The 20,230-nt window shown below is 69.7% G+C and carries 15 protein-coding genes and 6 pseudogenes; 19 read left to right on the top strand and 2 right to left on the bottom strand.

Going from position 1 to position 20,230, the window contains the following annotated elements; all coding sequences use genetic code 11:
• Positions 1–169: 169 nt before the first annotated feature.
• The 8 genes and pseudogenes from JN350_RS13750 to prmC all read left to right on the top strand — a co-directional run bounded on the left by JN350_RS13750 (position 170) and on the right by prmC (position 10,353).
• Positions 170–913 (top strand): LmeA family phospholipid-binding protein, encoded by a 744-nt coding sequence (locus JN350_RS13750; protein WP_205462537.1) that lies wholly within the window; start codon positions 170–172, stop codon positions 911–913.
• Positions 914–960: 47 nt separating this feature from the next.
• Positions 961–2,396, top strand: a pseudogene (gene lysA, locus JN350_RS13745) (diaminopimelate decarboxylase).
• A gap of 25 nt (positions 2,397–2,421) precedes the next feature.
• Positions 2,422–3,728 (top strand): annotated as a pseudogene (locus JN350_RS13740) (homoserine dehydrogenase).
• A gap of 70 nt (positions 3,729–3,798) precedes the next feature.
• Positions 3,799–4,877: pseudogene (gene thrC / locus JN350_RS13735) on the top strand (threonine synthase).
• Positions 4,878–4,980: 103 nt separating this feature from the next.
• Entirely contained in the window at positions 4,981–5,919 is a 939-nt protein-coding gene (thrB, locus tag JN350_RS13730; RefSeq protein ID WP_240347331.1) for a homoserine kinase, read from the top strand.
• 193 nt (positions 5,920–6,112) lie between these two features.
• A complete protein-coding gene (gene rho / locus JN350_RS13725; RefSeq protein ID WP_205462535.1) occupies positions 6,113–8,365 on the top strand; it encodes a transcription termination factor Rho in 2,253 nt (750 codons plus the stop codon).
• A 3-nt stretch (positions 8,366–8,368) separates the two neighbouring features.
• Positions 8,369–9,451 carry a peptide chain release factor 1 gene (gene prfA / locus JN350_RS13720; RefSeq protein WP_111083862.1) on the top strand — a complete coding sequence of 361 codons (1,083 nt, stop codon included), beginning with the start codon at positions 8,369–8,371 and terminating at the stop codon, positions 9,449–9,451.
• Between the two features lie 14 nt (positions 9,452–9,465).
• On the top strand, positions 9,466–10,353 hold the full coding sequence (gene prmC, locus JN350_RS13715; RefSeq protein ID WP_205464466.1) for a peptide chain release factor N(5)-glutamine methyltransferase: 888 nt from the start codon (positions 9,466–9,468) through the stop codon (positions 10,351–10,353).
• On the opposite strand, the gene JN350_RS13710 is transcribed toward prmC, so the two are convergent.
• The gene (locus tag JN350_RS13710; protein ID WP_205462534.1) at positions 10,350–11,039 is read right to left on the bottom strand and encodes an HAD family hydrolase; all 690 of its coding nucleotides are present in this window, start codon (positions 11,037–11,039) and stop codon (positions 10,350–10,352) included. The two genes, prmC and JN350_RS13710, sit on opposite strands and share 4 nt — an antisense overlap.
• 37 nt (positions 11,040–11,076) lie before the next feature.
• On the opposite strand from JN350_RS13710, the gene JN350_RS13705 reads away from it, so the two are divergent.
• Positions 11,077–11,751 (top strand): L-threonylcarbamoyladenylate synthase, encoded by a 675-nt coding sequence (locus JN350_RS13705; RefSeq protein WP_205462533.1) that lies wholly within the window; start codon positions 11,077–11,079, stop codon positions 11,749–11,751.
• A 4-nt stretch (positions 11,752–11,755) separates the two neighbouring features.
• Here JN350_RS13705 and JN350_RS21005 read toward each other — a convergent pair whose 3' ends face one another.
• Entirely contained in the window at positions 11,756–11,911 is a 156-nt protein-coding gene (locus tag JN350_RS21005) for a hypothetical protein (protein WP_461964493.1), read from the bottom strand.
• Here JN350_RS21005 and JN350_RS21000 point away from each other — a divergent pair.
• The 10 genes and pseudogenes from JN350_RS21000 to atpD all read left to right on the top strand — a co-directional run.
• Positions 11,904–12,386 (top strand): annotated as a pseudogene (locus JN350_RS21000) (MraY family glycosyltransferase); the annotation flags it as partial. The gene JN350_RS21005 and the pseudogene JN350_RS21000 overlap by 8 nt on opposite strands.
• A gap of 55 nt (positions 12,387–12,441) precedes the next feature.
• Positions 12,442–12,975, top strand: a complete 534-nt coding sequence (locus JN350_RS20995) for a hypothetical protein (RefSeq protein ID WP_461964491.1) — start codon at positions 12,442–12,444, stop codon at positions 12,973–12,975.
• 97 nt (positions 12,976–13,072) lie between these two features.
• Entirely contained in the window at positions 13,073–13,567 is a 495-nt protein-coding gene (locus tag JN350_RS13695) for a hypothetical protein (RefSeq protein ID WP_205462532.1), read from the top strand.
• Position 13,568: 1 nt separating this feature from the next.
• Complete coding sequence (gene atpB, locus JN350_RS13690) at positions 13,569–14,429, top strand: F0F1 ATP synthase subunit A (RefSeq protein WP_333925860.1); 861 nt, start codon at positions 13,569–13,571, stop codon at positions 14,427–14,429.
• A 61-nt stretch (positions 14,430–14,490) separates the two neighbouring features.
• Entirely contained in the window at positions 14,491–14,727 is a 237-nt protein-coding gene (gene atpE, locus JN350_RS13685; RefSeq protein ID WP_027465781.1) for an ATP synthase F0 subunit C, read from the top strand.
• 9 nt (positions 14,728–14,736) lie between these two features.
• Positions 14,737–15,282 (top strand): annotated as a pseudogene (locus tag JN350_RS13680) (F0F1 ATP synthase subunit B); the annotation flags it as partial.
• Positions 15,283–15,292: 10 nt separating this feature from the next.
• Positions 15,293–16,087, top strand: coding sequence for a F0F1 ATP synthase subunit delta (locus JN350_RS13675; RefSeq protein ID WP_205462531.1), 795 nt, complete (start codon positions 15,293–15,295; stop codon positions 16,085–16,087).
• A gap of 107 nt (positions 16,088–16,194) precedes the next feature.
• A pseudogene (gene atpA / locus JN350_RS13670) lies at positions 16,195–17,824 on the top strand (F0F1 ATP synthase subunit alpha).
• Positions 17,825–18,727 carry a F0F1 ATP synthase subunit gamma gene (locus JN350_RS13665; protein WP_205462530.1) on the top strand — a complete coding sequence of 301 codons (903 nt, stop codon included), beginning with the start codon at positions 17,825–17,827 and terminating at the stop codon, positions 18,725–18,727.
• A 47-nt stretch (positions 18,728–18,774) separates the two neighbouring features.
• On the top strand, positions 18,775–20,229 hold the full coding sequence (atpD, locus tag JN350_RS13660; protein WP_065959250.1) for a F0F1 ATP synthase subunit beta: 1,455 nt from the start codon (positions 18,775–18,777) through the stop codon (positions 20,227–20,229).
• Position 20,230 lies beyond the last annotated feature (1 nt).

The raw sequence follows: 20,230 nt of genomic DNA, 5'->3' as shown, positions 1-20,230 counted from the left end.
CGGCCGAGCCGTTGTCGTGACGCGCCCCCTGACGGTCATCGCGCCCCGGTGTGCGGGGGCGCGATGACCGTGGCGGGGCGCGATCGAGCGGGCCCCCGGCGCACCGCGCCCCGCCCCGCGCACCGCGCCTCCAGGCAGGCTGACGGGACCACGTGGAAGGCTGGGAGGCATGTCCACCGCCACCACCCGCCGCCGCTGGCCCGTCGTCCTGATCGTGGTCGTCGTCGTGCTCGCCGCCCTCGTCGTGATCGCCGAGTTCGTGCTCCGCGGGGTCGTCGACCGCATCATCGCCCAGCAGGTCGAGCAGTCGCTGCCCGACGGCACCACGGGCCAGGTCGAGGCGCACGCCGACGGCATCGTCATCCCGCAGCTGATCAGCGGCACCCTCGACCAGGTCGAGATCACGTCCGAGAAGCTCACCGTGGACGGCATCCCGCTCGCTGCCGACGTCACCGCGAAGGACGTCCCGGTGGACGGCAAGGGCGACGTGCACGACGTCGACGGCACCGTCACCCTGGCGTCGTCGAGCGTGGAGGACCTGTCGAAGTACAGCCCGCTGTTCGACCGGCTGACCCTGGTGGACGGCGGCGTCGAGCTGTCCGGTTCCACGGCGGTGCTCGGCTACGACATCACCTACGCGGCGAAGGGCGACGTGGTCGCGCAGGACGACGGTCGCGGCATCACGATCACCCCGAAGAGCGTGCGGATCACCAATTCCGACCTCGGTCTCAAGGTCGACTCGATCCCCGGCGTGACGAACGTGCCGGTGCAGGTCTGCACGGCGCAGTTCCTGCCCGAGGCGCTCCGCGTGCGCTCGCTCGACGTCTCGAAGGCCGACGCGACGGTGCGCATCACCGCGGACGCGCTGCCGCTCAACGAGCGGGGCCTGCAGACGGTCGGCAGCTGCGGCTGACCCCGTGGTGCGTAACGCGGCCGGGAGGCGCGGCTCGCGTCGGTAGGATCGGGTCCCGTGAGCGAGAACCCCTTGCACCGCCGCGACTGCGGTTGCCGACGGACGCCTCCGAGCTGGTGGACCGGATCTGGCCCGCGTCCGCGACGCGGACCGACGACGGCGACCTGGCGGTCGGCGGTGTCAGCGCCACGGACCTCGTCCGGCAGTACGGCACCCCGCTGTACGTCGTCGACGAGCGGGACGTGCAGTCCCGCGCGGTCCGGGTGCGGAACGCGTTCACCGAGGCGTTCGAGGGCATCGGCACCCGTGCGCACGTCTACTACGCCGGCAAGGCGTTCCTGACGACGCAGGTCGTGGCGTGGATGGCCGAGGCCGACCTGCGCGTGGACGTCTGCACCGGCGGGAGCTCGCGGTCGCCCTGGCCGCCGGCATCGACCCGGCGATGCTCGGCTTCCACGGCAACGACAAGTCCGACGCCGAGATCGCCCGCGCGGTCGAGGTCGGCGTCGGCACGATCGTGCTCGACAGCCACGAAGAGGTCCAGCGCGTCGCCCGTGCTGCTGCCGACGCCGGGGTGGTGCAGCGCGTCCGGATCCGCATCAACAGCGGGGTCCACGCGTCCACCCACGAGTACCTGGCGACCGCGCGCGAGGACCAGAAGTTCGGCATCCCGCTCACCGAGGCCGTCACCGCGGCCGAGGCCGTGCGCGCCGAGTCGTCGCTCGTGTTCGTCGGGCTGCACTCGCACATCGGTTCGCAGATCTTCGACGAGTCCGGGTTCCGCGAGGCCGCTCGACGCCTGATGGACGTGCACGCCACCCTCGTCGAGACCGGTCCGGTGCCCGAGCTGAACCTCGGCGGCGGCTGGGGCATCGACTACACCGAGGCCGACTCCGCGTTCGCGCCCGAGGACGTCGCGGACGCCCTCGCCGCGATCATCGCCGAGGCCTGCGCCGAACGGGACATCCCGGTGCCCGAGGTCGCGGTCGAGCCCGGCCGCTACATCGTCGGGCCGGCGGGCATCACGCTCTACCGCGTCGGCACGATCAAGCCCGTCGCGCTCGAGACCGGCGACGCGGACACCGGCCACGCCACCCGCACCTACGTCTCCGTCGACGGCGGGATGAGCGACAACGCCCGACCTGCCCTGTACGGCGCCGACTACACCGCTCGCCTCGCCCGGACGTCCGAGGCGCCCGCCGTGCTCACCCGCGTCGTCGGGAAGCACTGCGAGAGCGGGGACATCGTGGTGAACGACGAGTACCTGCCGGGTGACGTCCAGCGCGGGGACCTGCTCGCCGTCGCGGCCACCGGGGCGTACTGCTGGGCGCTGTCGAGCAACTACAACCACGTGGGCCGCCCGCCGGTCGTCGCCGTGGCGGACGGCGCAGCCCGTATCCTCGTGCGGGGCGAGTCGATCGACGACCTCCTCGCCCGCGACACCGGCGTCCGCACCGTGCCCCACGCCGGCACCGGCCGCTGACCCGACGAACAGGAACCAACTCCAGATGATCGAATACCGCAACGTCCGCGTCGCGCTGCTCGGGGCCGGCTCGGTCGGGTCCCAGGTCGCGCGGCTCCTGCTCGAGCACGCCGACGAACTCGCCTCGCGCGCCGGTGCCGGCCTCGAACTCGTCGGGATCGCCGTGCGCGACGTCGACGCCGCGCGTGACGTCGACCTGCCGAAGGACCTCTACACGACCGACGCAGAGTCGCTCATCCTCGGTGCCGACATCGTCGTCGAGCTGATCGGCGGCATCGAGCCGGCGCGCACGCTCGTGCTGCAGGCGCTGCAGTCCGGGGCGGACGTCGTGACCGGCAACAAGGCGCTCCTCGCGACCCACGGTCCGGAGCTCTTCGCGGTGGCCGAGCAGGTCGGCGCGCAGCTGTACTACGAGGCCGCCGTCGCCGGTGCCATCCCGATCATCCGCCCACTGCACGACTCGCTCGCGGGTGACCGCATCGAGCGGATCATGGGCATCGTCAACGGCACCACGAACTTCATCCTCGACCTGATGGACCGCGAGGGCGCCACGTTCGAGGACGCCCTGGCCACGGCGACCGAGCTCGGGTACGCCGAGGCCGACCCGACCGCCGACATCGAGGGCTACGACGCCGCGCAGAAGGCCGCGATCCTGGCCTCGCTCGCGTTCCACACCTCGGTGCCGCTCGCCGCCGTGCACCGCGAGGGCATCACCTCGGTCACCATCGAGCAGGTCCGCGCCGCGCGCAAGGCCGGCTACGTCGTGAAGATCCTGGCGACCGCCGAGCGGCTCACCGACGAGGACGGCCGCGAGGGCGTCAGCGCCCGCGTGTACCCGGCCCTCGTGCCGGAGTCGCACCCCTGGCGAGCGTGCACGGCGCGAAGAACGCCGTGTTCGTCGAGGCCGAGGCCGCTGGCGACCTCATGTTCTACGGCGCCGGTGCCGGTGGTGTCGAGACCGCCTCTGCCGTCCTCGGCGACCTGGTGTCCGCCGCACGTCGGCACGTCATCGGCGGCCCGGGTGTCGCGGAGTCGACCCAGTCGGACCTGCCCGTCTTCCCGATCGGCACCGTCCGCACGCGCTACCAGATCACGCTGCACGTCACGGACGCCCCCGGCGTGCTGTCGACGGTCGCCGGCGTGCTCGCGAAGCACGGCGTGAGCGTCGAGACCGTCGAACAGACCACCACGGGTGCCTCCGAGGGGACGGCAGCGCTCGTCATCGGCACGCACCTGGCGCGCGAAGCCGACCTGGCGGACACCGTCCGCACGCTCCGCGGCGAAGACGTGGTCCTGGACGTGACCAGCGTCCTGCGCTTCGTCGGCGCCTGACGCACCACGGGCCTCCAGGCCGACCCAGAACCGAAACCAGACCGACCCACCGGACAGAGAGAGAAGCCTGATGGCCCACCAGTGGCAGGGAGTCCTGCGCGAGTACGCCGACCGACTCGACGTGACCGAGGCGACGCCGATCGTCACGCTCGGTGAGGGCGGCACGCCCTCATCCCGGCTCGCCGGCTCTCCGAGCGCACCGGCGCCGAGGTCTACGTCAAGTTCGAGGGCATGAACCCGACCGGGTCCTTCAAGGACCGCGGCATGACGATGGCGATCTCGAAGGCCGTCGAGCACGGCGCGAAGGCCGTCATCTGCGCGTCGACCGGCAACACCAGCGCCTCGGCCGCCGCGTACGCCACGCACGCCGGCATCACCGCCGCGGTGCTCGTGCCCGAGGGCAAGATCGCCATGGGCAAGCTCAGCCAGGCCGTCGCCCACGACGCCCAGCTGCTGCAGGTCCAGGGCAACTTCGACGACTGCCTCGACATCGCCCGCGACCTGGCGGCGAACTACCCGGTGCACCTCGTCAACTCGGTCAACAACGACCGCATCGAGGGCCAGAAGACCGCCGCGTTCGAGGTCGTCGACGTCCTCGGCGACGCCCCGGACTTCCACTTCCTGCCGGTCGGCAACGCGGGCAACTACACCGCGTACTCCCGCGGCTACCGCGAGGACGTGGCCGCCGGTCGCACGACGAAGCTCCCGCGGATGTTCGGGTTCCAGGCCGCCGGTTCCGCACCGATCGTCCGTGGCGAGGTCGTCAAGAACCCCGACACCATCGCCTCCGCGATCCGCATCGGCAACCCGGCCTCGTGGCAGTTCGCCCTCGAGGCCCGTGACGAGACCGACGGCTACTTCGGCGCGATCTCGGACGAGGCGATCCTCGCCGCGCACCACATCCTGTCGGCCGAGGTCGGCGTCTTCGTCGAGCCCGCGTCGGCCATCGGTGTCGCCGGGCTGCTCGAGCGTGCCGATGCCGGCGTCGTGCCGAAGGGCGCGAAGGTCGTCATCACCGTCACCGGCCACGGCCTGAAGGACCCGCAGTGGGCCCTGCGCACCGAGGACGGCAGCGAGGTCACCCCGACGAGCGTGCCGGTCGACACCAAGTCGATCGCCGACGTGCTCGGACTGGTCGCGGCGCAGTGAGCCTCGACCGCTCGTCCGGACCGGGGAGGGCGTCACCGCCCACAGTGCTGTACCGGCCGGACGGGCGGTCCACGCTGTGCCCGCCGGACGGGCGGTCCACGCTGTGCCCGCCGGACGGGCCGTGCGCGTCCGCGTGCCGGCGACGTCCGCCAACCTCGGGCCGGGGTTCGACTCGCTCGGTCTCGCGCTCTCGCTGTACGACGAGGTCGTCGTCCGGGTCCGCCCGGAACCCGGTGCCATCGTCACGGTGCAGGGCGTCGGTGCCGGCGAGGTCGCCAACGACGACACGAACCTGGTCGTGCGTGCCGTCCGCCGCGGCCTCGAGCACGCCGGCGTCGACCAGCCCGGCCTCGAGCTGCACGCCACGAACGCGATCCCGCACGGCCGCGGGCTCGGTTCCTCGGCGGCCGCCATCGTCGCCGGCCTGATGGCGGCTCGCGGGCTGCTCGAGGGCATCGTCGACCTGGACGCCTCGACCCTGCTGAGCCTGGCCACCGAGATGGAGGGGCACCCGGACAACGTCGCCCCGGCACTGTTCGGTGGGCTCACCATCGCGTGGATGACGGCCGAGGGACCCGCGTACAAGCGGCTGCTGGTGCACCGCGGCGTCGCACCGGTCGTGTTCGTGCCGACGTCCACGCTGTCGACGAAGCTCGCCCGCTCCCTGCAGCCCGAGAACGTCCCGCACGCCGACGCCGCGTTCAACGTCTCCCGCTCCGCGCTGCTCGTCGCCGCGCTCATCCAGAGCCCCGAGCTCCTGCTCGCCGCGACCGAGGACCGCCTGCACCAGGCGTACCGGGCCAGCGCGATGCCCGAGACCGACGCACTGATCGGACTGCTCCGGCAGCACGGCCTCGCGGCCGTCGTGTCGGGGGCCGGACCGAGCCTGCTCGTGCTCGGCAGTGACCCGGCACAACGGCTCACGGCCGCGGATCTCGTCGACCGACACGGGGAATCCGACTGGCGCGCGCTCATGCTGGCCGTCGATCTCGGTGGTGCTACAGTGGTGGCGCACTCGGCGCTCGAAGCCGAACCCGCGTAGTCGCCCGGACTGCTCGTGCCATGGGTCCCATCCCGTGGCCAGCTCCGACGCAGCGCAGGGTCCGGTGCGCGGGGGCACTCTCTTTCTGATCACCGAATCCCGGTCCGTCGTCTGAACGGCGGTCGATGCATACCCGTGCATCCGGGACGGTGGAAACTCTCCGCGTTCTGCGGTTCGAAAGGAAACACCGACCTTGACCGACAACAACTCCACCCCGGTGGAGATCCCCAGCGACCTGCGCGCCCTCCGCCTGCCGGAACTCCAGCGCATCGCCTCCTCGCTCGGCATCACCGGGCTCTCGAAGCTCCGCAAGGGCGACCTCATCGCCTCGATCGAGGACAAGCGCCCCGTCACGGACGACGTCCCCGCCGCGGCAGCGCCCGCCACGGCGCCGGTGACCGAGCAGCCGACGCTGCCGGAGCCCGCAGCCGAGGCGCCGACCGCTCCGGTCGCCGACCCCGAGGACCCCGCCGTCGAGACCGAGCCGGCCGCGCCGTCGCGTGCCCGCCGTTCGCGCCGTGCGTCCTCCGGTGGCACCGTGAACGCCGGCCCGACCTCGGCCGCCGAGCACACCAACGCCGGCCACACCGGCACCGAGGACCTGCTCGCGGGCCTCGACCAGGTGCGTGCCGAGAAGGACGCCCAGGAAGCCGCCCAGTCGCAGACCGGTGGGCAGCGTCGCGGCCGCAGCCAGCGCGGTGCCGACCAGCAGGCCCAGCAGCCGAACGAGTCGGCCGAGCAGCAGACGCCGACCTCGGCACCTGCCCAGACCGAGCAGCCGGCCCGCACCGAGCAGCAGAGCACCGAGGGCGAGTCGCAGGACCAGTCCGGTGCCGCCGACTCCGGCGACCAGAACGGTGAGGGCGGTTCGCGTCGCGGCCGTCGCAGCCGTGGTCGCGGTCGTGGCCGTGGGCAGAACGCCGAGAACGGCGAGCAGAACGGCGAGCAGCAGGACGGCCAGCAGCACCAGCAGGGCGGCCAGCAGCACCAGCAGGGCGGCCAGCAGAAGCAGAACGGCGGCGACCAGCAGAAGCAGGGCGACGCCAAGCAGGGCGACCCGAAGCAGGGCGACGCCAAGCAGCGCGACGCGAAGCAGGACGACCGCGCCGAGCAGAAGCAGCAGGCGGCGAACCAGCAGAAGCAGAACGGTCAGCAGAAGCAGGGCCAGCAGGCCCAGCAGAACGCCGACGACACCGAGGGTGGCCGCAGCCGTCGCCAGCGTGACCGCAAGCGCGGCCGTGGCGGCCAGAACGACGACTTCGAGCCCGAGGTCACCGAAGACGACGTGCTGATCCCGATCGCGGGCATCCTCGACGTCCTCGACAACTACGCGTTCGTCCGCACCACCGGCTACCTGCCCGGACCGAACGACGTCTACGTCTCGCTCGGCCAGGTGAAGAAGTACCACCTGCGCAAGGGCGACGCCGTCGTCGGTTCGATCAAGCAGCCCCGTGACAACGAGCAGCAGAGCCGTCAGAAGTACAACGCGCTCGTGACCGTCGACTCGGTCAACGGCCAGACCGCCGAAGAAGCAGCGGCCCGTGTCGAGTTCTCGGACCTCACCCCGCTGTACCCGAACGAGCGCCTGCGCCTCGAGACGGAGCCGGGCAAGCTGAGCACCCGCATCATCGACCTCGTGTCGCCGATCGGCAAGGGCCAGCGCGGCCTCATCGTCTCGCCGCCCAAGGCCGGTAAGACCGTCGTGCTGCAGGCCATCGCGGGCGCCGTCGCGAAGAACAACCCCGAGGCGCACCTCATGGTCGTCCTCGTCGACGAGCGGCCCGAAGAGGTCACCGACATGCAGCGCACGGTGAAGGGCGAGGTCATCGCCTCGACCTTCGACCGTCCGGCCGAGGACCACACCACGGTCGCCGAGCTCGCCATCGAGCGTGCGAAGCGCCTGGTGGAACTGGGCCACGACGTCGTGCTCCTGCTCGACTCGATCACCCGTCTGGGCCGTGCCTACAACCTGTCCACCCCGGCGTCGGGCCGCGTGCTCTCCGGTGGCGTCGACTCGGCGGCGCTCTACCCGCCGAAGCGCTTCTTCGGTGCGGCGCGCAACATCGAGGACGGCGGCTCGCTGACCATCCTCGCCACCGCGCTCGTCGAGACCGGTTCCAAGATGGACGAGGTCATCTTCGAGGAGTTCAAGGGCACCGGCAACATGGAGCTCCGCCTGAACCGTCACCTGGCGGACAAGCGGATCTTCCCGGCCGTCGACGTCAACGCCTCCGGTACCCGTCGCGAGGAGCAGCTGCTCTCCGCCGACGAGGTCAAGATCACCTGGCGTCTGCGCCGAGCCCTCGCCGGGCTCGACCCGCAGCAGGCCCTCGAGATCGTGCTGCGGAACCTCAAGGAGACGCAGTCGAACGTCGAGTTCCTGGTGCAGGTGCAGAAGTCGGTCCCGACGACCGGCGGCGCTCACCACAACGGTCACCAGGAGTAACGCGTGTTCGAGTCGGTGGCAGGGCTGCTGGCGGAACACGAGGACCTGACGCAGCAGCTGTCGGACCCCGCGCTCCACGCCGATGCGGCCCGGGCGAAGAAGGTGAACCGGCGCTACGCCGAGCTCAACCAGATCAAGTCCGCGTACGAGTCCTGGCAGGCGGCGGGGGACGATCTCGCCGCCGCCCAGGAGCTCGCGCGTGAGGACTCGGCGTTCGCGGACGAGGTCCCCGGGCTCGAGGAGCAGTTGGCGGAGCGCCAGGAACGTCTCCGCCGGCTGCTCATCCCGCGCGACCCCGACGACGGACGCGACGTGATCATGGAGATCAAGGGCGGCGAGGGCGGCGAGGAATCGGCGCTGTTCGCGGCCGACCTCCTGCGCATGTACTCGCACTACGCCGAGACCAAGGGCTGGAAGGTCGAGCTCCTCGAGCGCACCGAGTCCGACCTGGGTGGCTACAAGGACGTCCAGGTCGCGATCAAGTCGAACACGACCGACCCGTCGCAGGGCGTCTGGGCGCACCTGAAGTACGAGGGCGGCGTGCACCGTGTGCAGCGCGTGCCGCAGACCGAGTCGCAGGGGCGCATCCACACCTCGACGACCGGCGTGCTGGTGTTCCCCGAGGTCGACGAGCCCGAAGAGGTCGCGATCAACCAGAACGACCTGAAGATCGACGTGTACCGGTCCTCCGGCCCCGGCGGGCAGTCCGTCAACACGACGGACTCCGCGGTCCGCATCACCCACCTGCCCACGGGCATCACGGTGGCGATGCAGAACGAGAAGTCGCAGCTGCAGAACCGTGAGGCCGGCATGCGCGTGCTCCGCGCACGCATCCTCGCGCGGCAGCAGGAGGAGCTCGACGCGATCGCCTCGGACGCGCGCAAGTCGCAGATCCGCGGGATGGACCGTTCGGAGCGCATCCGCACGTACAACTTCCCGGAGAACCGGATCGCGGACCACCGCACCGGCTACAAGGCGTACGACCTGGACCGCGTCATGAACGGTGCGCTCGAGCCCGTCGTCCAGTCCGCCATCCAGGCGGACGAAGAGGCACGTCTGGCCGCCATCGGCGACCAGGACGCCTGATCGGCGTGACCGGACTGGAGGCCCGTGGCGGCTCTGACGGATCCCGCACGTTCGCCGCGGATCGCCTGCTCGAGCAGGCGGCCGCGGCGCTCGTCGCGTCCGGCGTCCCGACGCCCCAGGTCGACGCCGAGCTGCTGCTCGCGTGGGCGACCGACACCTCGCGCGGTGCCGTGCAGGCCCGCGCGATGACCGGCGGCGCGATCGCTCCGGAGCACGTCGAGCGCTTCCGGCACGCGATCGCGCGGCGGAGCACCCGCGAGCCGCTGCAGCACATCACCGGGCAGGCGTACTTCCGTGCACTGAACCTGGCGGTCGGACCCGGCGTGTTCGTGCCCCGTCCCGAGACCGAGGGCGTCGTGCAGTTCGGCATCGACGCGCTGCGGGCCGTGGCCGTCCCGGAGCCGATCGCGGTCGACCTCGGGTCCGGCAGCGGTGCGATCGCCATCGCGATGGACACCGAGGTGCCGAACGCCGTCGTGTACGCCGTCGAGCGGTCGCCCGAGGCCCTGCCCTGGACCCGCCGGAACATCGACGCCCACGGCGGCACGGTGCGACTCGTCGAGGGCGACCTCGCCGATGCGCTGCCCGAACTCGACGGCACCGTCTCGGTCGTCGTGTCGAACCCGCCCTACGTACCGGACGACGCGATCCCGATCGACCCCGAGGTCCGCGACCACGACCCCGCGATGGCGCTGTACGGCGGACCGGACGGCCTCGACGCCGTGCGCGCCCTGGCCGAGACCGCGTGGCGGTTGCTGGTGCCCGGCGGGGTGCTCGTCATCGAGCACGCCGAGCAGCAGGGCGCTGGCGTGCGCGAGGTCCTCGCGCGCCGGGGGTTCCGGACCCCGGAGACGCACGTCGACCTGACGGGTCGCGACCGCACGACCACCGCGACGCGCTAGGCGGACGCACCCCGGGCCTCCCGGTCGGTGTGTCGGTCAGGCGACGGGGAGGCCTCGCGCTGCTGCGCGACGAAGGCGCGGACGTGCTCGCCCAGGTCGGTGTCGCGCTCGACCAGGACCGCGTGGATGCCGACGCTCCGGGCACCCGCGATGTTCTCCGGCATGTCGTCGGCGAAGAACGTGCGCTCGGCGGGCACGCCGTGGTGCTCGATCGCGCGGCGGAAGACCTCGGGCTCGGGCTTGCGGGCGCCGAAGTTGCTCGACGTGTCCAGGTGCTCGCCGAACAGCCCCGGCAGCGACGGCGCCCACTGGTGGATCCACCGCCCCGCGAGCGGCCCGTTGTTGGTGAGCAGGCCGACACGCCCGTGCTCGCTCGCGATCCGGACGGCCTCGATGCGTTCCGGCAGCTCGGTCATCGCGGATCCGCGGATGCGCGCCCACTCGGCCTCGGGGACGTCGCACTCCATGGCCCGTTCGAACGCGGCGAGGTACTCGTCGCCGTCGGCGAAGTCGCCGGCCTCGGCACGCATCTCGTGGCCGCAGTCCCACCAGCGGCGTCGGAGCTCCTCGAACTCGTGTCCGGTGAACTCGGAGAGTGCGGCCATCCGCACCTGCCAGTCGTAGCGGACGAGGACGTCGTCCATGTCGAAGAGGAACAGGAGGCGGGGCGCAGGGGACTCGTTCACGATGTCCTCCATTGTGTCGCACTATCATCGTCGAGTCATGGCATCCCGATACGACTGCACCGACTCCGACGGGCTCCTGACCGGGATGCGGCTCGCACGTGCCGCCCTCGGGCGCGGAGACCTCGTCGTCGTCCCCACCGACACCGTCTACGGCCTCGCCGCGGACGCCTTCAACGCGGCCGCCGTCCAGCGGCTGCTCGACGCGAAGGGCCGGACGCGGCAGTCGCCGCCGCCGGTGTTGATCCCCGGCCCGCCGACGCTGGACGCGCTCGCGAGCGACGTGCCGCAGCAGGTGCGCGACCTCGTCGCCGAGTTCTGGCCCGGCGGCCTGACCGTGATCCTGCGCGCGCAGCCGTCGCTCGACTGGGACCTCGGCGAGACGCGGGGCACGGTCGCCCTGCGGATGCCGGACTCGCGGATCGCGCTCGAGCTCCTGCAAGAGGTCGGTCCGCTCGCGGTCTCGTCCGCGAACTCGACCGGCGATCCGGCCGCGATGGACGTCGACGCCGCCGAGCGGATGCTCGGGGACAGCGTCGCCGTGTACCTGGACGGCGGCGCGATCGGGGAGCACGACGGCTTCGAGGCCTCCACCGGGTCGACGATCGTCGACGCGACGGGGCTGTCGGACGGCGGGAAGCTCCGCATCGTCCGGCACGGGGTGATCTCCGACGACGAGATCACCCGGGTCGTCGGAGCCGACCTCGTCGGATGAAGTACTACCTGCTGGCGGGGGCGATCGCCGCGGTCGTGAGCTTCCTGGTCAGCGTGCTGGTGTGGAAGCTCGGGCTGAAGTACAAGTGGTACCCCCAGGTCCGCGAACGCGACGTGCACCGCACGCCCACGCCGCGCCTCGGCGGGATCGCGATGTACATCGGCGTCATCGTGTCGCTGCTGGCGGCGTGGTTCCTGTTCCCGTCGATCGCGGGGACCGACTACTTCCGGCTGGTGTTCTCCGAACCCGGGCGCGTGCTGGCGGTGCTCGGGGGAGCGACGATCATCGTGGTCCTCGGCGTCGCGGACGACATCTGGGACCTCGACTGGATGACGAAGCTCGCGGGGCAGATCATCGCCGCGGGCATCCTCGCCTGGCAGGGCGTGGCCATCGTGTCGCTGCCGATCGGCAACACGCTGGGGGTCGGCTCGTCGTACATGAGCCTGATCTTCACGGTGCTGGCGGTGGTGCTCGTGATGAACGCGGTGAACTTCATCGACGGACTCGACGGCCTGGTCGCCGGGGTCGCGATCATCGCCGGCGGGGTGTTCTTCCTCTACACGTTCTTCATCAACCGCGTGGTCGTGCAGACCGAGTTCTTCTTCAACCTGCCGTCACTGCTGACGGCGGTGCTCGTCGGGTCCTGCTTCGGGTTCCTCATCCTGAACTGGCACCCCGCAGAAGCTCTTCATGGGCGACGCCGGAGCGCTGCTCGTCGGCTTCCTGATGGCCACGAGTGCGGTGTCGGTCACGGGCAACATCGACCCCGCCGCGGTGCAGACACGCCAGGCGCTGCTGCCGGCGTTCATCCCGATCCTGCTGCCCTTCGCGATCCTGATCGTGCCGATCCTGGACTTCGGCCTCGCCGTCACCCGGCGGCTCAGCGCCGGCAAGTCACCGTTCTCGGCCGACCGCAAGCACCTGCACCACCGCCTGCTCGACATGGGGCACTCGCACTTCCACGCCGTGCTGATCTTCTACGCGTGGACCGCCACCGTCGCGGTCGGGTGCCTGCTGTTCCTGTTCGTGGACTGGTACTGGGTGGTCGCCTTCGTCGCGGTCGGCTTCACCGTGTGCGCCGTCGCCACGTTCGCGCCGCTCGGCCGGAAGCGCACCGAGATCGCCGCCCAGACCGCCAACCGTTCCGCCGCCGCGGTGGACGCCAGCCTCGACCCGCTCGACCGGGCCGCCAACGACCGCACGATCCCAGGAGACATCACGTGACCGCACCGAACGCGCTCGACCACGTCCGGCCGGTGTTCCGCCGCATCATCACGTGGGGCGCCGTGCTCGCGGTCGCCCTGGCGATCGTCGGGGAGTCGTGGGACTGCTCGTCGCCGACACACCCGGGCTCGTCGGCGGCCTGCTCGGAGCCGTGCTCAGCGTCGTGTTCCTCGGCCTCACCGCGGTCAGTGTCCTCGTCGCGCTGCGGGTGTCCAAGGGGCAGATGATCTCCGGCGCCTTCTTCGGCATCGTGATGGGCACCTGGCTGCTCAAGTTCATCGTGTTCATCGTGCTGCTCGTGGCCCTGAAGGACCGCACCTGGGTGGACTTCCCGGTACTCGCGATCGTGATCATCGCGGGGGTCGTCGGGTCCCTGGTCATCGACGTCGTCGCGGTGGCGAAGGCCCGTATCCCGATCGGCGTGCAGCTGCCCGGCGACGGGTCCGGTGGCTCCGCGCACGCTGAGAACCCGACCCCCGCAACTGAGAAGCCGGGAAGCCTCTCGCACCTGATAGGCTTCTCGGAGTCCGCCACCGGAGCCTTTCGCTCGGAGCGGGCAAGCCTCCACAACGTCCACCATCGCGTGCCATGATGTGCGCGCGCCGACACAGGAGACAGCGCTGCTATCCCACGCTCTTCCCCTGTCCCTCTCTGCTGCGGTTGACACCGTTGCGGCGGGGAGCAGCAAGGCCGCCGAGTTCCATGGTCCGTCGATCAACGAGTTCTTCCCGGATGCGATCTTCTTCGCAGGGACGCCGTTCGAGATCGATCGGGTCGTCCTCATCCGCTTCTTCGCCGTCGCCGTGCTCCTGGTGTTCGCCTTCGTGGGAACCCGCGCGCTGAAGCTCGTCCCGAACCGCGGTCAGGCGTTCATCGAGTACGCGTTCGACGTCGTTCGTCGCAACACCTTCGACAACCTCGGAGAGAAGGACGGCAAGCGATTCCTGCCGCTCCTGGCGACGATCTTCTTCGGCGTGCTGTTCATGAACCTGACCGGTCTGATCCCGGGCATGAACCTCGCCGGCACCAGTCGCATCGCGATGCCGATGATCCTCGCGATCGTCGCCTACGTCGCGTTCATCTACGCCGGCCTGCGCAAGCACCCGGGCACGTTCCTCCGGAACTCGCTCTTCCCGCCCGGGGTGCCGTGGTTCCTCTACATCATCGTGACGCCGATCGAGCTCGTCTCGACCTTCGTGCTCCGTCCGGTGACGCTCACCCTGCGACTCCTGATGAACATGGTCGTCGGGCACCTGCTGCTCGTCCTGTTCTTCTCGGCCACGCAGTTCTTCTTCTTCGACGCATCGCTCGGCTTCAAGGCCTTCGGCGTCGGGACCCTCGCGTTCGGCATCGCGTTCAGCTTCTTCGAGATCCTCGTCGCGCTGCTGCAGGCCTACGTCTTCATGCTCCTCACCGCCGTCTACATCCAGCTGGCGCTGGCCGACGAGCACTGATTCCTCACTGACCCCCTACGGGACCGGCAACCGTCGGACCCGCACCTCGAAAGGAAAACACGTGGACGCAACGACCGTTCTCGCGGAGATCAACGGCAACATCGCGACGGTTGGCTACGGCCTCGCTGCGATCGGCCCGGCCATCGGTGTCGGCATCGTCGTCGGCAAGACGATCGAGTCCGTCGCCCGCCAGCCCGAGCTCCAGGGCCGCCTGACGACCCTCATGTACATCGGTATCGCCTTCACCGAGGCCCTGGCCTTCATCGGCATCGCCACGTACTTCATCTTCACCAACTAAGGTTCCTCGATGCACAACGCACTCATCATCGCGGCGGAGGAGACGCACAACCCCCTCATTCCGCCGGTGTACGACATCGTGTGGTCGTTGGTTGCCTTCGTCATCATCTTCTTGGTGATGTGGCGTGTCGTCACGCCGCGCATCACGAAGATGCTCGATGAGCGCACCGAGGCCATCGAGGGTGGCATCAAGAAGGCAGAGGCTGCTCAGGAGCAGGCCGCTGCTGCGCTCGACGAGTACAACAAGCAGCTCGCCGACGCCCGCTCCGAGGCGTCCCGCATCCGTGAGCAGGCCCGCGCGGACGCCACGGCGATCGGCAACGAGGTCCGCGAGCAGGCAGCGGCCGATGCAGCACGCATCACGGCCAACGCCCAGGCGCAGATCGAAGCCGAGCGTCAGAGCGCCGTCCAGTCCCTCCGGTCCGAGGTGGGCACCCTTGCCCTCGACCTCGCGTCCGGTGTGATCGGCGAATCGCTCAAGGACGACGCCAAGTCGTCGGCAGTCGTCGATCGCTTCCTCGCCGACCTCGAGGCCTCGCAGGCCACGAAGACGGGGAGCACTGAGCATGCGCAGCGCTACCAGAGAAGCACTCGCGTCCACCAGGGCGGTGCTCTCGGACCTCGGTTCGAGCGCCGACCTGGCCGCGGGTGCCGAGATCCTCGCCTCCGGGCGTGCGATCGCCGGTGCGCCGCAGCTGCTCGGGCTGCTGTCCGACCCGACGGCCGACCCGGCCGGCAAGAAGGTCCTCATCGACCGCGTCTTCGCCGGCCAGTCGCACGCGACTCGTGCGGTCCTGACGGCAGTGGCCGGCTCACGCTGGTCATCGCAGCAGGACCTGCTCGCCGGCATCGAGGACGCGGGCATCCGCGCCGTCGCCGCCACCGCGGGTAGCGGCTCGCCGATCGAGTCCGAGCTGTTCGCCTTCGAGACGGCCGTCCGTTCGGACGCCGGCCTCGAGCTGGCGCTCGGCACGAAGCTCGGCAGCCCGGCGCAGAAGGGCGCGCTCGTCGAGCGGCTCCTCGGTGCCAAGGCGTCGCAGCAGACCGTGACGATCGTCTCCGCGCTCGTGCAGCAGCCTCGCGGCCGCCGCATCGGTGAACTCGTCCGTGATGCCTCGCGCATCGTGGCCGAGCAGGACGGCAAGCTCGTCGCGACCGTGGTCACCGCCACGGCACTCACGACCGCCCAGTCGGCACGCGTCGCACGCGGTCTGGCCGAGCGCTACGGCAAGGACATCAGCATCAACCAGGTCGTCGACCCCACGGTCGTCGGCGGGGTCCGGGTGCAGATCGGCGGCGACGTCATCGACGGCACCGTGTCCACGCGGCTCTCGGAGCTCCGGCTCCAGCTCGCCGGCTAGGCGTACGGTCGAAGCCGCTCCTCCCAAGTCCACAACGGGAACTGCCGAGTCCGGCAGCGTCACCCTCTCGGAGCCGAAGGGCCCCGGAAAACCACAAGGAAAATCCCATGGCAGACATCACCATCAGCCCCGATGAGATCCGTGATGCCCTGAAGGACTTCGTCTCGAACTACGAGCCGACGAAGGCCTCCACGGCCGAGGTCGGGCACGTCACCGACGCCGGTGACGGCATCGCGCACGTCGAGGGCCTCCCCGGCGTCATGGCCAACGAGCTCATCCGCTTCGCGGACGGCACGCTCGGCCTCGCGCAGAACCTCGACGAAGACGAGATCGGCGCGATCGTGCTCGGCGAGTTCGCCGGCATCGAAGAAGGCATGGAAGTCACGCGTACCGGTGAGGTCCTCTCGGCCCCCGTCGGTGACGGCTTCCTCGGTCGCGTCGTCGACCCGCTCGGCGCCCCGATCGACGGCCTCGGCGAGATCGCAGCCGAAGGGCGTCGTGCCCTCGAGCTCCAGGCTCCCGGCGTCATGTCCCGCAAGTCGGTGCACGAGCCGCTGCAGACCGGCATCAAGGCCATCGACGCGATGATCCCCGTCGGCCGCGGTCAGCGTCAGCTGATCATCGGCGACCGCCAGACCGGCAAGACGGCCATCGCGATCGACACGATCATCAACCAGAAGGCCAACTGGGAGTCCGGCGACGAGGACAAGCAGGTCCGCTGCATCTACGTCGCGATCGGTCAGAAGGGCTCCACGATCGCCTCCGTCAAGGGCGCGCTCGAGGACGCCGGTGCGATGGAGTACACCACCATCGTCGCCGCCCCCGCGTCCGACCCGGCCGGCTTCAAGTACCTCGCCCCGTACACCGGTTCGGCCATCGGCCAGCACTGGATGTACTCCGGCAAGCACGTCCTCATCATCTTCGACGACCTGTCGAAGCAGGCTGAGGCCTACCGCGCCGTGTCGCTCCTCCTGCGTCGTCCGCCGGGGCGCGAGGCGTACCCGGGTGACGTCTTCTACCTGCACTCCCGTCTGCTGGAGCGTTGCGCGAAGCTGTCCGACGAGCTCGGCGCCGGTTCGATGACGGGTCTCCCGATCATCGAGACCAAGGCGAACGACGTCTCGGCGTACATCCCGACCAACGTCATCTCCATCACCGACGGCCAGATCTTCCTGCAGTCGGACCTCTTCAACGCGAACCAGCGTCCGGCTGTCGACGTGGGCATCTCGGTGTCCCGCGTCGGTGGTGACGCCCAGGTGAAGTCGATCAAGAAGGTCTCCGGCACGCTGGAAGCTCGAGCTGGCGCAGTACCGCTCCCTGGAGGCGTTCGCGATGTTCGCGTCCGACCTCGACCAGGCGTCGCGTCGTCAGCTGGACCGTGGTGCCCGTTTGACCGAGCTCCTCAAGCAGCCGCAGTACTCGCCGTACCCGGTCGAGGAGCAGGTCGTCTCGATCTGGGCCGGCACGAACGGCAAGCTCGACACCGTCCCGGTGCCGGACGTGCTGCGCTTCGAGTCCGAACTGCTCGACCACCTGCGTCGCAACTCCGAGGTCCTCACGACCCTGCGGGAGACGAACCAGCTCAGCGACGAGACCGTCGCCGAGATGTCGAAGCAGATCGACGAGTTCTCGAAGAGCTTCCAGACGAGCGACGGCAAGACCCTTGGCTCCGAGCAGTTCGACGCGGCAGACGCCGAGGACGTCGACCAGGAGCAGATCGTCAAGGGTCGTCGCTAGATGGCAGCGCAGGTCCGGGTCTACCGACAGCGAATCAAGTCCGCGAAGACCACGAAGAAGGTCACTCGCGCGATGGAACTGATCTCGGCGTCGCGGATCCAGAAGGCGCAGGCCCGCATGGCTGCGTCCGGCCCGTACTCGCGAGCCGTGACGCGTGCGGTGTCGGCCGTGGCGACGTTCTCGAACGTCGACCACGTGCTGACCACCGAGCCGGAGTCCTCGACCCGTGCGGCCGTGGTGCTCTTCACCTCGGACCGCGGCCTGAACGGCGCGTTCAGCACGAACGTCCTCAAGCAGGGCGAGGAGCTCGCCTCCCTGCTCCGCAGCGAGGGCAAGGACGTCGTCTACTACCTGGTCGGCCGCAAGTCCGTCGGGTACTTCGCGTTCCGTGAGCGCGCGTCGGAGCAGCAGTGGGTCGGCAACACCGACCAGCCCGAGTTCTCGACGGCCAAGGAGATCGGCGACGCCGTCGTGGCGAAGTTCCTCCAGGACACCGCAGAGGGCGGCGTGGACGAGATCCACATCGTGTTCAACCGGTTCCTGAGCCTGGCGACGCAGGAGCCGCAGGTTGTTCGCCTGCTGCCCCTCGAGGTCGTCGAAGGGGTCAAGGAGCCCGAGGGCAACGAGCCCCTGCCGCTCTACGAGTTCGAGCCGGACGCCGATGCGGTGCTCGACTCGCTGCTCCCGGTCTACATCGAGAGCCGCATCTTCAACGCCATGCTGCAGTCGGCTGCTTCCGAGCACGCCGCCCGTCAGAAGGCGATGAAGGCGGCCAGCGACAACGCGGACTCGCTGATCCGTGACTTCACCCGACTCGCGAACAACGCGCGTCAGGCGGAGATCACGCAGCAGATCTCCGAGATCGTCGGCGGCGCCGACGCCCTCTCGTCGAAGAAGAAGTAGTCCGCGTCGTTCGCGGACAGATACCCACCCTCAGGAAGGCACCAGCCATGACCGACACCGCAACCACCGCGGTCGAGACGTCGTCGGCGCCCGGTGTCGGCCGGATCGCCCGTGTCACGGGTCCCGTCGTCGACATCGAGTTCCCCCACGACGCAATCCCGGAGATGTACAACCTCCTGTTCACGACCATCACCATCGGTGACTCGTCGCAGGAGATCGGCCTCGAGGTCGCCCAGCACCTGGGCGACGACCTGGTCCGTGCCATCTCCCTGAAGCCGACCGACGGCCTGGTCCGTGGCCAGGAGGTCCGAGACTCGGGCGCTCCGATCTCGGTCCCCGTCGGCGACGTCACCAAGGGCAAGGTCTTCGACGTCCTCGGGAACGTGCTCAACACGGACGAGAAGCTCGAGATCACCGAGCGCTGGCCGATCCACCGCAAGGCCCCGGCCTTCGACCAGCTCGAGTCGAAGACCTCGATGTTCGAGACCGGCATCAAGTCCATCGACCTCCTCACCCCGTACGTGCAGGGTGGCAAGATCGGCCTCTTCGGTGGTGCGGGCGTCGGCAAGACGGTCCTCATCCAGGAGATGATCCAGCGCGTTGCGCAGGACCACGGCGGTGTGTCGGTGTTCGCCGGTGTCGGTGAGCGCACCCGTGAGGGCAACGACCTCATCGGTGAGATGGAAGAGGCGGGGGTCTTCGACAAGACGGCCCTCGTGTTCGGCCAGATGGACGAGCCGCCGGGAACGCGTCTCCGCGTGGCCCTGTCGGCGCTGACGATGGCGGAGTACTTCCGCGATGTCCAGAAGCAGGACGTGCTCCTCTTCATCGACAACATCTTCCGCTTCACGCAGGCCGGCTCCGAGGTCTCGACGCTGCTCGGTCGCATGCCGTCCGCCGTGGGCTACCAGCCCAACCTCGCCGACGAGATGGGTGTGCTCCAGGAGCGCATCACCTCGACGCGTGGTCACTCGATCACCTCGCTGCAGGCGATCTACGTGCCGGCTGACGACTACACCGACCCGGCTCCGGCCACCACGTTCGCGCACCTCGACGCGACCACCGAGCTCTCGCGTGAGATCGCGTCGCAGGGTCTGTACCCCGCGATCGACCCGCTGACCTCGACGTCGCGGATCATGGACCCGCGGTACCTGGGCGCCGACCACTACGAGACGGCCACGCGCGTCAAGCAGATCCTCCAGAAGAACAAGGAACTGCAGGAGATCATCGCCATCCTCGGTGTCGACGAGCTCTCCGAAGAGGACAAGATCACGGTCGAGCGTGCTCGTCGTATCCAGCAGTTCCTCTCGCAGAACACGTACATGGCGAAGAAGTTCACGGGCGTCGAGGGCTCCACGGTGCCGCTCAAGGACACCATCGAGTCCTTCCGCGCCATCGCCGACGGCGAGTTCGACCACGTTGCGACGCAGGCGTTCTTCAACGTCGGTGGCATCAACGACGTGGAAGAGAAGTGGGCACAGATCCAGAAGGAGAACCGCTGAC

It is taken from the genome of Curtobacterium sp. 24E2 (assembly GCF_016925595.1).
Taxonomy (GTDB): domain Bacteria; phylum Actinomycetota; class Actinomycetes; order Actinomycetales; family Microbacteriaceae; genus Curtobacterium.
This window is presented reverse-complemented; position numbering and strand designations above follow the sequence as displayed.

Excerpts from the sequence above, each read along its gene's own strand:
- JN350_RS13750 (WP_205462537.1), top strand. The coding sequence starts at position 170 with ATGTCCACCGCCACCACCCGCCGCCGCTGGCCCGTCGTCCTGATCGTG.
- JN350_RS13665 (WP_205462530.1), top strand. The coding sequence starts at position 17,825 with ATGGCAGCGCAGGTCCGGGTCTACCGACAGCGAATCAAGTCCGCGAAG.
- JN350_RS13675 (WP_205462531.1), top strand. The coding sequence starts at position 15,293 with ATGCGCAGCGCTACCAGAGAAGCACTCGCGTCCACCAGGGCGGTGCTC.
- JN350_RS21005 (WP_461964493.1), bottom strand. The coding sequence starts at position 11,911 with ATGTACATCGCGATCCCGCCGAGGCGCGGCGTGGGCGTGCGGTGCACG.
- atpD (WP_065959250.1), top strand. The coding sequence starts at position 18,775 with ATGACCGACACCGCAACCACCGCGGTCGAGACGTCGTCGGCGCCCGGT.
- JN350_RS13705 (WP_205462533.1), top strand. The coding sequence starts at position 11,077 with ATGGCATCCCGATACGACTGCACCGACTCCGACGGGCTCCTGACCGGG.
- JN350_RS20995 (WP_461964491.1), top strand. The coding sequence starts at position 12,442 with ATGGGCGACGCCGGAGCGCTGCTCGTCGGCTTCCTGATGGCCACGAGT.